14 protein-coding genes are annotated in these 15612 nt (G+C 70.6%); 8 read left to right on the forward strand and 6 right to left on the reverse strand.

Annotated elements, in window-relative coordinates:
• Window positions 1–147 precede the first annotated feature (147 nt).
• On the forward strand, window positions 148–2565 hold the full coding sequence (lon, locus tag ACIBEI_RS13775; RefSeq protein WP_398888267.1) for an endopeptidase La: 2418 nt from the start codon (window positions 148–150) through the stop codon (window positions 2563–2565).
• 90 nt (window positions 2566–2655) lie between these two features.
• On the opposite strand, the gene ACIBEI_RS13780 is transcribed toward lon, so the two are convergent.
• Entirely contained in the window at window positions 2656–3465 is an 810-nt protein-coding gene (locus tag ACIBEI_RS13780; RefSeq protein WP_398888269.1) for a lysozyme, read from the reverse strand.
• Window positions 3466–3764: 299 nt separating this feature from the next.
• On the opposite strand from ACIBEI_RS13780, the gene ACIBEI_RS13785 reads away from it, so the two are divergent.
• Window positions 3765–4271 (forward strand): MarR family winged helix-turn-helix transcriptional regulator, encoded by a 507-nt coding sequence (locus tag ACIBEI_RS13785; protein ID WP_383949366.1) that lies wholly within the window; start codon window positions 3765–3767, stop codon window positions 4269–4271.
• Between the two features lie 340 nt (window positions 4272–4611).
• Here ACIBEI_RS13785 and ACIBEI_RS13790 read toward each other — a convergent pair whose 3' ends face one another.
• Entirely contained in the window at window positions 4612–5397 is a 786-nt protein-coding gene (locus ACIBEI_RS13790; protein WP_398888272.1) for a protein phosphatase 2C domain-containing protein, read from the reverse strand.
• A gap of 356 nt (window positions 5398–5753) precedes the next feature.
• Between ACIBEI_RS13790 and ACIBEI_RS13795 the strand changes: the two genes are divergently transcribed.
• From ACIBEI_RS13795 to ACIBEI_RS13815, 5 genes are read left to right on the forward strand one after another with little or no spacing between them, the layout of a single operon-like run.
• On the forward strand, window positions 5754–8723 hold the full coding sequence (locus tag ACIBEI_RS13795; protein WP_398888274.1) for a nitrate- and nitrite sensing domain-containing protein: 2970 nt from the start codon (window positions 5754–5756) through the stop codon (window positions 8721–8723).
• Entirely contained in the window at window positions 8720–9220 is a 501-nt protein-coding gene (locus ACIBEI_RS13800; RefSeq protein WP_398888276.1) for a roadblock/LC7 domain-containing protein, read from the forward strand. The genes ACIBEI_RS13795 and ACIBEI_RS13800 overlap by 4 nt, the downstream gene beginning before the upstream one ends.
• Window positions 9221–9225: 5 nt before the next feature.
• A complete protein-coding gene (locus ACIBEI_RS13805) occupies window positions 9226–9627 on the forward strand; it encodes a DUF742 domain-containing protein (protein ID WP_189838446.1) in 402 nt (133 codons plus the stop codon).
• On the forward strand, window positions 9608–10270 hold the full coding sequence (locus ACIBEI_RS13810) for a GTP-binding protein (protein ID WP_398888278.1): 663 nt from the start codon (window positions 9608–9610) through the stop codon (window positions 10268–10270). The genes ACIBEI_RS13805 and ACIBEI_RS13810 overlap by 20 nt, the downstream gene beginning before the upstream one ends.
• A 48-nt stretch (window positions 10271–10318) precedes the next feature.
• Window positions 10319–11572, forward strand: coding sequence for a styrene monooxygenase/indole monooxygenase family protein (locus ACIBEI_RS13815; protein WP_398888280.1), 1254 nt, complete (start codon window positions 10319–10321; stop codon window positions 11570–11572).
• A 43-nt stretch (window positions 11573–11615) separates the two neighbouring features.
• Here ACIBEI_RS13815 and ACIBEI_RS13820 read toward each other — a convergent pair whose 3' ends face one another.
• Window positions 11616–12302, reverse strand: coding sequence for an SDR family NAD(P)-dependent oxidoreductase (locus ACIBEI_RS13820; RefSeq protein ID WP_398888282.1), 687 nt, complete (start codon window positions 12300–12302; stop codon window positions 11616–11618).
• A gap of 139 nt (window positions 12303–12441) precedes the next feature.
• Between ACIBEI_RS13820 and ACIBEI_RS13825 the strand changes: the two genes are divergently transcribed.
• Complete coding sequence (locus ACIBEI_RS13825) at window positions 12442–13065, forward strand: TetR/AcrR family transcriptional regulator (protein ID WP_398888284.1); 624 nt, start codon at window positions 12442–12444, stop codon at window positions 13063–13065.
• Between the two features lie 4 nt (window positions 13066–13069).
• Here the strand turns inward: ACIBEI_RS13825 and ACIBEI_RS13830 are convergent, their stop codons facing one another.
• The 3 genes from ACIBEI_RS13830 to ACIBEI_RS13840 all read right to left on the reverse strand — a co-directional run bounded on the left by ACIBEI_RS13830 (window position 13070) and on the right by ACIBEI_RS13840 (window position 15464).
• Window positions 13070–14305 carry an NlpC/P60 family protein gene (locus ACIBEI_RS13830; protein WP_398888286.1) on the reverse strand — a complete coding sequence of 412 codons (1236 nt, stop codon included), beginning with the start codon at window positions 14303–14305 and terminating at the stop codon, window positions 13070–13072.
• A 108-nt stretch (window positions 14306–14413) separates the two neighbouring features.
• Window positions 14414–14728 (reverse strand): hypothetical protein, encoded by a 315-nt coding sequence (locus tag ACIBEI_RS13835; RefSeq protein ID WP_398888288.1) that lies wholly within the window; start codon window positions 14726–14728, stop codon window positions 14414–14416.
• A gap of 10 nt (window positions 14729–14738) precedes the next feature.
• Window positions 14739–15464 (reverse strand): TetR/AcrR family transcriptional regulator, encoded by a 726-nt coding sequence (locus ACIBEI_RS13840; protein ID WP_398888290.1) that lies wholly within the window; start codon window positions 15462–15464, stop codon window positions 14739–14741.
• Between the last annotated feature and the right edge of the window lie 148 nt (window positions 15465–15612).

Consider the following 15612-nt stretch of genomic DNA (forward strand, 5'->3'; position numbering starts at 1 on the left):
ACGCTGCACCTGTGACGCACCGGCCGGGCGAGACGTTCACCGGCCTTCGGCGACGCGATCGCTCACAGCGAACAGCGTCCGGGGAACAATTGGAGGCTCACATGCATTGAGTCGGCATAGCTCAACTTGACTGCCGAAGGGGAGATCATGGCTTTGACGTCCGTTCCGCTCACCCTGCCCGTGCTGCCGCTCGACGACGAGGTCGTGCTGCCCGGAATGGTGGTGCCCCTGGACCTCAACGACACGGATGTACGGGCCGCGGTGGAGGCCGCACAGGCTGCCGCGCGGTCCAGTGGAGGAAGCAAGCCGAGGGTGCTGCTTGTTCCACGGATCGACGGGACGTACGCGAACACGGGGGTGCTCGGCACGGTCGAGCAGGTCGGACGCCTCGCCGACGGTGACCCCGGCGCCCTGATCCGCGGGCGCGGCCGGGTGCGCGTGGGCGCCGGCACGACCGGCCCCGGAGCCGCTCTGTGGGTGGAGGGCGTCCAGGTCGAGGAGACCGTGCCCGACCCGCTGCCCGGCGCCGTGACCGAGCTGGTCAAGGAGTACAAGGCGCTGGCCACCAACTGGCTGAAGAAGCGTGCCGCCTGGCAGGTCGTGGACCGCGTCCAGGCCATCGACGACGTGTCCACGCTCGCCGACAACTCCGGCTACTCGCCGTTCCTCACGACCGCCCAGAAGGTCGAGCTCCTTGAGACCGCCGACCCGGTGGCCCGGCTGAAGCTCGCCACCGAGCAGCTGCGCGAGCACCTCGCCGAGCAGGATGTCGCCGAGTCCATCGCCAAGGACGTACAGGAAGGCGTGGACAAGCAGCAGCGCGAGTTCCTGCTGCGGCGCCAGCTGGAGGCCGTCCGCAAGGAGCTGCGCGAGCTGAACGGCGAGGCGGAGGGCGAGGAGTCCGACGACTACCGGACCCGCGTCGAGGCCGCCGACCTCCCCGAGAAGGTCCGCGAGGCCGCGCTCAAGGAGGTCGAGAAGCTGGAGCGCTCCAGCGACCAGTCGCCCGAGGGCTCCTGGATCCGCACCTGGCTCGACACGGTGCTCGAACTGCCGTGGAACGAGCGGACGGAGGACGAGTACGACATCCAGGGCGCCAAGGCCGTCCTGGACGCCGAGCACTCCGGTCTGGAGGACGTGAAGGAGCGGATCACCGAGTACCTGGCCGTGCGCAAGCGGCGCAACGACCGGGGCCTGGGTGTCGTCGGCGGCCGCCGCGGCGGTGCCGTGCTCGCGCTCGTCGGGCCTCCCGGCGTCGGCAAGACCAGCCTCGGCGAGTCCGTCGCGCACGCCATGGGCCGCAAGTTCGTCCGGGTCGCCCTGGGCGGCGTACGGGACGAGGCGGAGATCCGCGGTCACCGGCGTACGTACGTCGGCGCGCTGCCCGGCCGTGTCGTACGGGCCATCAAGGAGGCCGGGTCCATGAACCCGGTGGTCCTGCTGGACGAGATCGACAAGGTGGGCTCCGACTTCCGCGGCGACCCGGCCGCGGCCCTGCTCGAAGTCCTCGACCCGGCACAGAACCACACCTTCCGCGACCACTACCTGGAGGTCGAACTCGACCTGAGCGACGTGGTGTTCCTCGCCACGGCCAACGTGCTCGAAGCCATTCCGGAGGCACTGCTCGACCGTATGGAGCTGGTGCGCCTCGACGGCTACACCGAGGACGAGAAGGTCGTCATCGCCCGGGACCACCTGCTGCCGCGCCAGCTGGAGCGGGCCGGTCTGGAGAAGGCCGAAGTCACCCTGGACGAGAGCGCGTTGCGCAAGCTGGCCGGCGAGTACACGCGGGAGGCGGGCGTACGCAACCTGGAGCGGTCCGTCGCACGGCTGCTCCGCAAGGTCGCGGCGCAGCACGAACTCGGTGAGCGGGAGCTGCCGTTCACGGTCGGCGCCGACGATCTGCGCGCGCTGATCGGACGGCCGCACCATGTGCCCGAGTCCGCCACGGACCCGGCCGAGCGCCGCACCGCGGTGCCCGGAGTGGCGACGGGCCTCGCGGTCACGGGCGCGGGCGGTGACGTCCTCTTCGTCGAGGCGTCGCTGGCCGACCCGGAGACGGGCGCGTCGGGTCTGACCCTCACCGGTCAGCTCGGTGACGTCATGAAGGAGTCGGCGCAGATCGCGCTCTCCTTCCTGCGGAGCCACGGAGCCGAACTCGAACTGCCCGTGGGCGACCTGAAGGACCGGGGTGCGCACATCCACTTCCCGGCCGGCGCGGTCCCCAAGGATGGCCCGAGCGCCGGCGTCACCATGACGACGGCCCTCGCCTCGCTCCTGTCGGGCCGGCTGGTCCGTACGGACGTGGCCATGACGGGTGAGGTCTCGCTCACCGGCCGGGTGCTCCCGATCGGCGGCGTGAAGCAGAAGCTGCTCGCCGCGCACCGGGCCGGGGTCACGACCGTGATCATCCCGAAGCGCAACGAGGCCGACCTGGACGACGTCCCGGCCGAGGTCCTGGAGAAGCTCGACGTCCACGCTGTCACGGACGTCCGCCAGGTCCTCGAACTGGCCCTCGCCCCGGCGACGAACGGCGCGGCGACGGAGGTTCCGGTGGCGGCGTGACGGACGTCCACCGGTAACGCAAGGCCCGGGTCCCTCTTTATGAGGGGCTCGGGCCTTCCGCGTACCTACGCGGTCATGGCTGTGCGCGGGTCAGCCGTTGGCCAGGGCCACGACCCTGTCCAGAGCCCCGTTGAACTTGTTGTGGTCGCCGACCGTCGGGCCGGACGACGTGTACTGCCACATCGTGTAGTAGCTCCAGCCCGCCGGGAGTGTGCCCACCGCCGAGGCGTAGCGCGCGATCCAGAGCGGGTTGGCGGAGGCGAAGCCGGCGTAGTTGCCGGTGCACTGGGTCCACCAGCTGGTGGCCGTGTAGATGACGGCGTCGCGGCCGGTGCGGGCCTTGTACTGGTTCAGGAAGTCGCGGATCCAGGTGACCATCGCGCTCTGCGTCTTGCCGAAGCAGGCCGCGCCGTACGGGTTCCACTCGATGTCGAGGGCGCCCGGCAGCGTCCTGCCGTCCTTGGACCAGCCGCCGCCGTGGTCGACGAAGTAGTTGGCCTGGGCGGCACCGCCCGTCGTGTCGGGGGTCGCGAAGTGGTACGCGCCACGGATCATGCCGACGTTGTACGAGCCGTTGTACTGCTGGGCGAAGTAGGGGTTCGTGTAGTACGTCCCCTCGGTGGCCTTGACGTAGGCCCACTTGACCCCGCTGGTCCACAGGGTCGACCAGGCGACGTTGCCCTGGTGGCTGCTGACGTCCACGCCCTCCGTCTGCGTGGCGTCACCGGGGGTCGGCAGACCGCCCTGGCCGTCGTGCGGGATGACGCCCATTCCCATGTGGGCGGAGCCCCGGGGCGGTACGTCGGCCGCCTGGGCCGGGAGCGGGAGCGGGAGGGTGAGGAGGAGGGAGGCGAGGGAGAAGAGGGCTGCGAGCAGTAATCGGGATCTGTGCACGGGCATTGCGTGCCTCCGAAGGCTCGGCGTGCTCGAAGGTGCGGGAACCTGCTTGAAGGTGCGGGAACGTGCGGGAAGTGCGGGAACGTGCTTCGAGGCGCGGGCTCGAAGAGTGCTCGATGTGGGTAGTGGCGTGGGCATGCCATCGAGTGCCTCTCAGCGACGCTACGCGCCGCGGCGACCGGGCGGAAAGAGGGGCCGGAGGCTGCCGTTGGTCTATTCCTGCGAAATACTGGCCCAGCTGCGGCAATGGCGGTCTTTGGCGGAAACTTTCACGATCGGGAAACCGGGTCATGGGTGCTGACGTGCACGAGGGCGGAAACGGCGAGGGGCACCGGACGGAATCCGGTGCCCCGGCGAGTGGTGTGGACCAGGGCGGGGTGGACCAGGAGTTCCTGGCGCTGGAACGCGAGCTGACCGTCCTGCTTCGGCGTGCCCGCGCCTCCTCCGGCGAGATGGTCCGGGAGGTCCATCCCGACCTGGAGTCCTCCGCGTACGGCCTGCTCGTACGGCTGGAGGAACTCGGGCGGCAGCGGGCCACGGAGCTGGCCGCGTACATCGGTGTCGGCAAGGCCACGATGTCGCGGCAGCTGCGGGCGCTGGAGGAGATGGGCGTCGTCGCCCGCGAGCCGGATCCTGCGGATGGGCGGGCCTGGCTCGTTCATCTCACGGAGGAGGGGCGGGTGCGGTTTCGGGCCGTGCGGGATGCTCGGCGGGCGCGGTATGTGCGGGAGCTTGCCAGCTGGGACCGGAAGGAAGTGGCTGAGCTGGCTCGGTTGTTGCATCGGCTGAACCGGGGGGTTGAGGGCTGAGCGGGTTCCCTCCCGGGTGTGTTCGTCGGCTGCCGGCCGGTTGTGGCTGGTCGCGCAGTTCCCCGCGCCCCTAAAGGGGCACGCCCTGGTCGCCGCGCCCCTAAAGGGGCATGCCCTGGGGGTCGCGAGCCTGAAGGGGCAGCCCCGATCGGCTCACAACCTCGCGCAGACCACTGCCGGTTGACCGGCCCCCCGCAGACCACTGCCGGTTGACCGGCCCCCCCCCGCAGACCACTGCCGATCGGCCGGCCCCCCGCGTAGACCAACGCCGATCGGCCGGCCCCCCGCGTAGACCAACGCCGATTGACCGGCACCCCGCGCGGCCCCACCGCCGGTCGGCCTACAACTCCACGTACGCCACCGTCGCGTCGTCGTGCCGTTTTGAGCGGCGCAGGAATGTGCGCTCCGTGTCCGCCAGTTCCAGTGCTCGTACGCGGTCGATCAGGGACTGGCCGCCCTCCTTGCGGACCAGGGCGAACAAGTCCGTCCAGTCGCCCTCGTGGAACCTGTCCGTCCAGCGGGTCGCGCCGTCCGTGAGGGCGGCCAGGGCTCGGACGCCGGAGCGGGGGAGGGTGCCCGTCACCGCTCGGGCCGCGACCGAGGGGTCCGCCGCTGCGGTGAAGAAGCCGCCCTCCTTGTTGCGGAGGGTGGCGTCCGTGGCGATGTGGGAGGTCAGGGTGGCGCGGGGGACTCGGGAGAGGCGGTCGTCGAGGAGCGGGGTGACCTCGCCGACGGGGGATTCCACGAGGAGGGCCGAGTCCGAGAGGACCAGGTACTCGACGGATTCGGGGGACCAGCGGGCGAGTACGACGGTTGCCTGTGGGGTGCGTGGGTGAGAAAGGTCACAGGTGGCTCGATGGGCGTCGGCGGTACGCAGGATGGCCTGCGCGAGCACCTCAGGCAGCGTCAGATCTCGCCGTGAAACGGACAGTTCGTGCAGGGATCCGCCGAGCCGGGCCGTGAACCAAGGGACGGAATGCAGACAGGCGTAATCGGTGCCCGGCGGCGTCACACCGTCCAGGACGACGAGCGAACCGCCCTGTCCGGAGGCGGGAAGTCCGAGTGATGCGTAGTCCTCGTCGGGGCGGGCAGGGTCACCGGGGACCGAGATCAGTTCCGAGCGCATTCAGCCAGTCTGCACGAGGCCTCCACAAGCTTCGCCAAAGGCTGGCAACCGTCCTCGAATCGCCTCCGACAGGCAGGTCAGGCGCCTGTTTTGAGGTGGAATCACCGACTCCGCTGGAGCGTGGCAGCGCATCTTGCCACCGGTCGCTGTGGACGTCCAACCGGCCCGCCGCGCAAGGGTGTCGCACGCGCCACGGGAACTTGCCGGTCCGCTCCTCGGGGATGTTCACTCCTTCGTGTGGCGGGTCAGGCGATGCACGACCACTGCCCACCGGCACTGGGAGGGTCGGGAGCCGTACCGGGACGACACGCGAGTTGACGGATCGTCACCCGGGCCCATGGGGACACGAGTCAAGAATGCGAGCACCGGTGCAGAAAATGCGGCCTCGGCGCAAAGGCAGGCAGTCGGCCTCGGGTGAAGCCTCCGGGCACACGCCGAACTCGCCGACCGCACAGAACATCCCGGACCCCGCGGGCCGCGGTCGCCCCGCGCACGTACGCAGTCGGCTGATCATCGCCGTCGCCGTCGTGGCCGCCGCGATCGCCGGAGCCGGCGCCCCGTCCGTGATCGCCGCGTCGAGCGAGCTGAACGACTCGCAGAACCTGGTGACGCTCGCCGGACGCACCCAGGACGCGCTGGCCCTCGCCCACTCGCTCTCCGACGAGCGCGACGAGGTCACCTCCTACATCGCGGCCGGCCGCCCCGACGGCAAGGGCCCCTCCGAGCGCCGCAGCGCCCGCGTCGACCGGCAGGTCGACGAACTCCGCGCGGAAGCCGTCGAGGCCGACGCCCCCGCGGCGTTCCGCGAGACCCTCGACAACATCGCCACCGTGCGCCGAGCGGCCCTCACCGGAAAGAACACCGCCCTCGAAGCGCATCAGGCGTACTCCGCCGCCCTCACCGAACTCCACGGCCTCGCCGAGGAACTGGCCGAGCAGCTCCCGCCCCGCGCGGGCGCCGGCGCGCACGCCCTCGCCGACCTCGACACCGGGGTCCAGCAGGCCGCCGCGACCCGAGGCCTCCTCCTCGCGGCCCTGAACGTCCCCACCTCCACGCGGACCGACACCGACCCGATCACGGGCCTGCCCACGACGAGCACCACGTCGACCGCCGCGGACACCAGGCAGCGCAACGCGCTCACGGCAGCCGCCATGCAGTCCAACGTCCGTGAGCAGGCGGCGATCACCGGCTTCCGCGAGACCGCGCCGAAGACCGACCGCACCTCGTACGACTCCACGGTGACCGGTGCCGAGGTCAACACCGCCGACAAGTACCTCGCGAGCCTGGCGTCCCGGCCCACCCTCTCCAGCTCCCAACTCGACACCGACACCAAGAAGCTGGACGCCGCGCTCTCCGCCCGCGTCGAGCAGATGCGCGGCGTCGAGGCCTCCCTCAACACCCAACGGGCCAAGGAACTCGCCCAGTTGAGGGACGACGACGTCACCGCGCTGGAGATCCGGATCGCGATCCTCGGCGCCCTGATGCTGCTCGCCGTCGGTGTCGCCACGGGCATGGCCCGCTCGCTCACCCGCCCGCTGGCCGTCCTGCGCCTCGGCTCGGCGCGACTCGCCGCCGAACCGGCCACCCAGGAACCGGTCAAGTTCACCGGCCGCAACGACGAGTTCGCCCAGGTCGTACGCTCCGTCAACACGCTCCACGCGCACGCCCTCGCGGCCCACGAGCGACTGGCGGCCCTGGAGGACGACCGCAAGCACCTCATCGACAAGCGCCAGAGGATGGCCGACGAGCGAGACCGGCTCCGCTCCGAACTCGCCGACGCCGTCGCCCACTTGGAGCAGGTCCGCGGCAGCATCCACGGCACCTTCGTCAACCTCGCCCTGCGCACCCTCGGCCTCGTCGAGCGCCAACTCGGCGTCATCGAGGGCCTGGAGGAGCGCGAGCAGGACCCCGACCGCCTCGCCACCCTCTTCAGGCTCGACCACTTCGCCACCGTCACGCGCCGCCACACGGAGAACCTGCTGGTCCTCGCGGGCGCCGACCACGGCCACCAGCACCCCGGACCGGTCCCGCTCGTCGACGTCGTACGCGCCGCCGTCAGCGAGATCGAGCGGTACGAGCGGGTACGGATCGCCGCGCTGCCGCCGCACGCGCACCTCGCCGGGTTCGCCGCCGACGACATCAGCCACCTGGTGGCCGAACTCCTGGAGAACGCCTCGTCGTTCTCGCCGCCCGACATGCCCGTCGAGGTCTCCGGCTGGCTCCTGGAGAGCGGCGAGGTCATGCTCTCCGTCCAGGACGAGGGCATCGGCATGACCGGCGACCGGCTCACCCAGCTCAACGCCCGCCTAGCGGACTTCGACCCCGAGGACGCGTACGACCAGGAGAGCGGTGAAGGACTCGGGCTCGGCCTGTACGTGGTGGCCCGGCTCGCCCACCGGCACGGCGTACGCGTGCAGTTGCGCGAGCAGAAGCAGGGCGGCATCACGGCGGTCGTCGTCCTGCCCAAGTCCCTGCTCGCCGCCGCGCCCGCCGTCGCCGTCCCCTCGGCGACGACCGCCCGCACGGCGGGCGGCGCCCCCGCGCTCTCCCTCCCGGGCGCGGACGCCGAGGTCAACTCCAATGTCCTGTACGCCCGTTCGGACCGCGACCCGCTGATCGCGGCGGCGGAGGAGTCGCTGCGGGACGCCGGTGAGGCGCCCCTCGCCGACAGTCCCGTACGCGAGGACGACGCAGACGACGCAGGCGGCACAGGCGACGAAGCCGACGCGGACGCGGACGCGAGCCCGCAGCGTGGCGCCGAGGAGGAGCAGCCCTCCGAGCCCGTCGCCACCGGCCCCGAGACGACCATGGTGCTCATGGCACCGGTACCCCCGGCCGAGGACCTCTCCGAGCCCGCCGAAGCCGAGGCCCGTGCACCCGAGGCCGCCACCCCGTCCATCGCGCTCCCCGCGCAGACGAGCACCGACCCGTACGCAATCGGCCCGGACGCCCACGAGCGCGTCCCGGACGCGCCGAACCAGCCGCAGCCGCAGTCGGCGTACGAACCGCAGACAGCACAGGCACCGCAGGAATCGCACACACCGCACACACCGCACGCACCGCAGGAACCGGACGAGCCGGTCACCGACAAGGGGCTGCCCAAGCGGACCCCGAAGATCTCCGCGCCCGCCCCGGCGGCGAGGCCGCGCAACGCGTCCGTGGACGCCGAGGCCCTGCGCCGCAGGCTCGGTGGCTTCCACCGGGGCGCGAACCACGGCCGCCGTGACGTCGAAGCGGAGATCGCCGAACAGACGTCGGGGCTGCAGCAGCCCGCCGCACATGCCGTAGAACCCAAGGGGGACACAGTCGAGGAGGCAAGCAGTTGATCGCGCCCAGTACCTTCGGACTGAGCAGTGAAGCCCGCAATCTGCACTGGCTGCTGACGAACCTCGTCGAGGAGGTGCCGGGGCTCCTGTCGGTCGCGGTGGTCTCCTCCGACGGCCTGTTGCTGCTCTCCTCCGACCCCGGGAGAAACGCCGAGGCGCGTCGCGGCACGGAGAAGCGCACGGGTCCCAAGGGCTCGGCGGCGGACCTGGCCACCATCGTGTCCGGCATCGGCAGCCTCGCCATCGGCGCCGCCAAGCTGATGGACGGCGGAGGCGTCAAGCAGACGATGGTCGCGATGGAGGACGGCGGCCTGTTCGTCATGTCGATCAGCGACGGCTCGCTGCTCGGTGTGCACGGTGCCCCGGACTGCGACATGAGCGTCGTCGCGTACCACATGGCGCTCTTCGTGGGCCGTGCCGGGCACGTCATGACCCCCGAACTCCGCAGCGAGCTGCGGCAGTCGATCGAGGCCACGGCGATGGAGGCGGCCAAGTGAACGACGTGAGCGGCACGCCCAGACTCCCGGTCCGCGGCGGCGACCGCAAACCCGCCCGCGTACGCCCGTACTCACTCACCGGCGGCCGTACGCGCTTCGGGCACGTCCTGCTCGTCGAGACGTTCGTGGCGGCGCTGGAAGCCTCGCCGGAGCGCCCGGAACTGGAGAATGGTTCCCTCTCCACCCGGGTGATGCCCGAGATGCGGGCCATCGTCGAACTCTGCCGCCGGATGCGTACGGTGGCCGAGGTTGCCGCCCTGCTGAAGATGCCGCTCGGTGTGGTCCGGGTGCTCCTCAGCGACCTGGCGGACCAGGGAAAGATCCGTGTGTACGGAACAGGTCACGGCCCGGGACAGCCGGACCGCGCTCTGCTGGAAAGGGTGCTGAGTGGACTCCGTCGTCTCTGACGCCTCCCGCGTCGCAGATGCCTCGCGATATCCCGGGTCTCCCCAACTCATAGAACCTGACGATGAGTTGAAGGCCTGGCAGAAGGACCGTACGCGCGCCCCGATCGCCACGAAGATAGTCGTGGCCGGCGGCTTCGGCGTCGGCAAGACCACCCTCGTCACCGCCGTCTCGGAGATCACGCCTCTCCAGACGGAGGCGCTGATGACCGAGGCGAGCGAGGACACCGACGACCTCAGCTCGACCCCGGAGAAGCTGACCACCACCGTGGCCATGGACTTCGGCCGCATCACGCTCGACGACGACCTGGTCCTGTACCTGTTCGGCACGCCGGGGCAGCAGCGGTTCTGGTTCATGTGGGACGACCTCGTGCGCGGGGCGATCGGCGCGGTGGTCCTCGCCGACACGCGCCGCCTGAAGGACTGCTTCCCGGCGCTCGACTACTTCGAGAGCTGCGGGCTGCCGTACGTCGTCGCCGTCAACCACTTCGACGGCAGCGAGAAGTACGAGCCGGAGGACGTACGCGAGGCCCTCACGATTCCGCCACACATACCTGTCATGATCATGGACGCGCGCCGCAGGTTCTCGGCGATCGAGACCCTGCTGGCCCTCGTCGGCCACGCACTCGAAGTCAGCCCGGAATAACCGGAACAAGACGCACCCGGAACCAGACGTACGCAGAGAAGGACAGGCATGCGGAAGATACTCGTCGTCGGAGCCGGCCAGTCCGGACTCCAGCTCGCCCTCGGACTCCAGTCGAACGGGTACGAGGTCACCCTGATGTCCAACCGCACGGCGGACGAGATCCGTACCGGCCGCGTCATGTCGACGCAGTGCATGTTCCACACGGCGTTGCAGTACGAGCGCGATCTCCAGGTGAACTTCTGGGAGTCCCAGGCCCCGAAGATCGAAGGACTCGGCGTCTCGGTCGCAGCCCCCGGCTCGCACGACCCCGGGCCGACCCAGCGCGTGATCGACTGGGTCGGCAGGCTCGACGGCTACGCGCAGTCCGTCGACCAGCGCGTCAAGATGGCCGGCTGGATGGAGACGTTCGCCCAGCGCGGCGGCCAACTGGTCATCCACGGCGCGGCGGTCGGCGACCTCGACTACTTCTCCCGTACGTACGACCTGGTCCTCGTCTCGGCCGGCAAGGGCGAACTGGTCTCGATGTTCGGCCGCGACGCCTCCCGCTCCCCGTACACGGAGCCGCAGCGGGCGCTGGCCGTCGCGTACGTCCACGGTCTTGGCCCGCGCCCGGAGCACCCGGACTACGACGCGGTCCGCTGCAACCTCGTCCCGGGCGTGGGTGAACTCTTCGTCATGCCCACCTTCACCACCTCCGGCCGGGCGGACATCCTCTTCTGGGAGGGCATACCCGGCGGCCCGCTGGACGCCTTCCAGGGCGTCAAGGACCCGGCCGAACACCTCTCCCTGACCCTGGAACTCATGGAGCGGTTCACGCCGTGGGAGTACGCGCGGGCCACCAAGGTCGAACTCACCGACGCCGGCGGCACGTTGGCCGGACGCTACACGCCCACGGTCCGCAACCCCATAGGCCGGCTGCCCGGCGGCGGCCTGGTCCTCGGCGTCGCCGACGTGGTCGTCGCCAACGACCCGATCACCGGTCAGGGCTCCAACTCGGCCTCGAAGTGCGCGGCTTCGTACCTCGACTCGATCCTCTCGCACGGCGAGAAGGAGTTCGACGAGACGTGGATGCGGGACACCTTCGAGCGGTACTGGGAGACGGCCCAGCACGTGACCAAGTGGACGAACGCGATGCTCGGCGCACCGCCGGAGCACGTCCTCAACCTGATCGGCGCGGCGGGCCAACTCCCCCCGGTCGCCGACCGCTTCGCGAACGGCTTCAACGACCCGTCGGACTTCGAGAACTTCTTCTACGACCCGGAGAAGACGGGCGCGTACCTGGCGTCGGTCGCCGGCGCCTGACGGGATCGTCGCGCCGCCCTCGACGCGCTCGGGTCCGACCCGGCTACCAGCGCAACTCCCCGTTCTCGTCCTGGAGAGTTCCGGTGGGACCGTCCGCGTCGAGGGTTGCCAGGCGCACGACAGTCCTGGCGCTCTCATCCACCGGCCTTCCGATTCCGAGGGCCGCGGTCATGTCGGTGGCGGTGGTGCCGGGCTCAAGGGCATTGAACTTGATGCCCGGCTGGGACTTGGCGTACTGGACCGTGAGCATGGTCGTCGCCGACTTGGATGCCGAATAGAGCGCCAACGGCACGTTGAACTCCGGCCGGTCCGGGTTGTTCACCGCCCAGAACGACCCGAGGCTGCTGGAGACGTTGACCACGACGGGGTTCGAGGATCTGCGCAGCAGAGGAAGTGCCGCCTCCGTGACGCGCACGACTCCCACCGTGTTGGTGTCGAAAACCCGTATCGCCTCGGGGCCGTTGACGACTTCGCTCCCGAGGATGCCGGCGTTGTTCACGAGAACGTCGAGCCGGCCCTCGGCCGCATCGATCGTCGCCAGCGCGCTGCTCACCGACGCGTCGTCGGTCACGTCGAGCTGCACGAACTGTGCGCCGAGCGCCGCGGCGGCCTTCTTGCCCCGCTCGACGTCACGCGCGCCCATGTAGACGACGTGGCCCAACTCCAGAAGCTGTCTGGCTGTCTCGAAGCCGATGCCCTTGTTGGCCCCGGTGATCAGTGTGACGGTCATGCCGTTCCTCCAGAATCAAGTGGCCGGAGTGGGCTGTTGCCGATGTCCGGACAGCCTCCCCCGACTTCTGTATCGATCGCCGCAGAAGTCGACGATAGCACTTCCGCATCGATCGATGCGGAAGAGGTAGACTGCGGGGGTGGAGACGAAACAGAGCGGCGCCAAACAGGGCGGTCCCATCGGGCGACCGCGAGGGTTCGACGCCGACGAGGCCCTCGAACGGGCCATGCTGGTCTTCTGGGAGCACGGCTACGAAGGGGCCAGCCTGGCTCACCTGACGAACGCGATGGGCATCTCCACCACCAGCATGTACGCGGCCTTCGGCAACAAGGAGGCGCTGTTCCGCAAGGCCCTGGAGCGCTACACCGAAGGCCCGAGCGCCTACCTGCCCCGGGCCCTGGAGGAGCCGACCGCCCTGGGCGTGGCCACCGCGATCCTGGCCGGCACCGTTCGGACCACCACCCGCCCGGCCCATCCCAACGGCTGCCTGGGCGTCCAGGGCGCCCTGACCGTCAGCGACGCCGGGCGGGAGGTCCGTGACCTGCTCGTCGCCTGGCGCGACAACGGCTACTCCCTTGTCCGAGAGCGGTTCCAGCGAGCCGTCGACGACGGGGACCTGCCTCCGGAGACGGACCCGGGGCTACTGGCCCGCTACCTCACCGCCCTGGGGTACGGCATCGCCGTGCAGGCCGCGAGCGGTGTGGGCCGCGACGAACTCCAGGAGATGGCCGACGCCGCCCTGCGCAACTGGCCGCTCTCCTGAGCTCTTACCTCGGGTGCGGGCCGGTCGTGGCTGATCGCGCAGTTCCCCGCGCCCCTTCCGGGGCGCTGGAAGGGGTGCTGTAGCCCTCGTCGGAACCGTCCGTCGCGCCCTCGGGGAACTCTGGCGGGGTGTAGGTCTGCAGCGGCTCTCCGCCTGGGTCCGGTCGTACGGCACCCAGTACGGGATTGGCGGCGATGGGGGACACCTTGACCGTCGCCCCCGGTCTCGGAGCCTGGACGACCATGCCGTCGCCCAGATACATGGCGACATGGGTGGCCTCGGGGAAGTAGACGACCAGGTCCCCCGGACGCAGCTCGCTCAGCTCCACGCGAGGCAGTTGGGCCCACTGCTCCTGGCTGGTACGGGGGATGGCGCGGCCCGCGCTGCCCCAGGCCTCCGAGGTGAGACCGGAGCAGTCGTACGTGTCCGGCCCCTCGGCGCCCCACTCGTACGGCTTGCCGATCTGGTCCACGGCATGGCGCAGCGCCCGGTCCCCTTCACGGGAGGGCGGCCGCGCACTGCTCAGCGCACCCGAGGACACGAGCTCGTCCTGCGCCTCGGCCACGCCCGACTTCTCCAACTCGGCCACCCGGGCGAGCTGTTCGGCGCTCAGTGAGACGAGCAGCTCCTCGACGTCCTTCAGCCGCTTCCCCACGAGGTCGCGGTCCTTCTTCTGCCGTTCGGCGAGGGTGAGTTGCTCGTCGAGCGCGCGCCGGGCCTCCCGGGCCAGCCCGTCGGTCCTCCGCTCGTCCACCACCAGCCGGTCGACCGTTCCGGCGCGCTCCAGCGAGACCTGCCGGATCACCTGGCCCTGGTCGAGCGCGTGCTGAGGATCGCGGGCGAGCAGCAGCCGTACGTACGAGGAGATCTCGCTCGTGCCCTGGTACTGCTGCCGGGCGAGCCGTCCGGCGGCGCCGCGACTGCCCTGGAGCGAGAGCCGGGCCGCCGACAGGCGACCGTTGAGCCTGGCAACCTCGGTCCGCTGCCGCTTCAGCTTCTCCTCGGTCGCGTTGTACGTCTCGGTCGCCTCCTCGGCCTCCCGGTACAGCCGCTGGAGGTCGGTCAGCAACTCGGCGACGGACGGCTCGCCTTCCGGTACGGAACCCGGTGCCAAGCTCCCGCCGGGCTCGGCCACCGGACTCTCACCGGGCTCGGGCACCGCCGCCGCAGGCCCGGGTGCGAGGACGGCGCCGGCCGCGATCGCCGCCGTACAGACCAGCCGCAGAAGCCTTCCTGACACGTCATCACCTCCGGTGCGGGGCGCGGCCCTTCCGCTCCTCCGCACCACGAGCGTCAGACGCGCGCGCGAGCCCCGCGCGGCGAGCGTGGGCGATCCGGCCCAACCAGGTCACTCGTCGGTGTCGTCCGACTTGCCGTCCGGCGTGGCGTCTGGCTTGATGGCCGGCTTGGACCACGGCCACCGGAGCCTGCCGCCGCTCGTGTCCGTGGGGTCGTACTCGTACTTCCACCCCTGATGGAGCGCGAGCCGCCTGCTGGTCCCCGACTGCACGCGCCGGTAGACGAGCACGGTCGGCGGGCCACCGGCGTTGTCCGGGACCGGAACCCGGTACACCTTCGGCGGGTGTCCGGTCGGACCGAGCAGGACCGGCAGCACCCGGCCGTCCAGGGGGCCGCCTTCGAAGGGGGTGTCTTCGCTCTTCACGCAGCCAGTGTCACAGCAGGTGTGCCGCGTCGCTCACCACGGGCACTACCGCCTGCGCGAACGTGCCCATCGGACCGTCCGCGGGCTCCATCGCGAGCGCGGCCCGTACGGCACCGGCCGTCTGGGCGTCGCGCCCCGCTGTCGCCACCAGACACGCGACGAACTGCTCGACGAGCCAGTCCCGCAGCTCGTCCAGCGGCGGTTCCTTCTCCTCATCCAGCCAGATCAGGGAGGCGGCCTCGACCGCCGTGATCCACATCCGGACGGTCATCCGCAGCCGGGGTCCCGGCTTCTCGACCTCCAGATGAACCAGGATGTGCTCGGCGGCGGCCCGTCGCACGCCGTCCACGATGGCCGTGGTCCGTGACGTCTCGACGACGCTTCCGCCCTGCAGCAGCGCGCTGAATCCCGCGTCGTGCTCGTCCACGAAGGCGAGATAGCGGTCCAGGGCGTTGGAGAGCCGCTGGGTGAGCGGGCCCTCCGGGGGTTCGGCGAAACAGTGCTCCAGCTCTTCCGCGGCGGATCTCAGCGCGGCCTCGTACAACTGCTGCTTGCCGCCGGGGAAGTACCGGTACACCAGTGGGCGTGAGACGCCGGCCGCCTCCGCCACGTCGTCCAGGGAGACCTCCTCCGGAGCCCGGGCCGCGAACAACACCAACGCCGCGTCGAGCAATTGGCTCCGCCGCTCTTCGACACTGAGCCGCCGATACGCGCGTGCAGGAACCTCCGAGGTCATGCCCCGCAGCGTAACCTTTCCCGCCCGCACCGCCCCATTCCCGGGGGCTTCGCCCCCAGACCCCCGTATCGCGCTGCCGCGCTCGTCCTCAAGCGCCGGACGGGCTGGGTGGGTGGGGGCTGATGGGGTGGGTGGGTTGACCGTGGGT

The sequence above is a fragment of the Streptomyces sp. NPDC050988 genome (assembly GCF_044456225.1).
GTDB lineage: Bacteria > Actinomycetota > Actinomycetes > Streptomycetales > Streptomycetaceae > Streptomyces.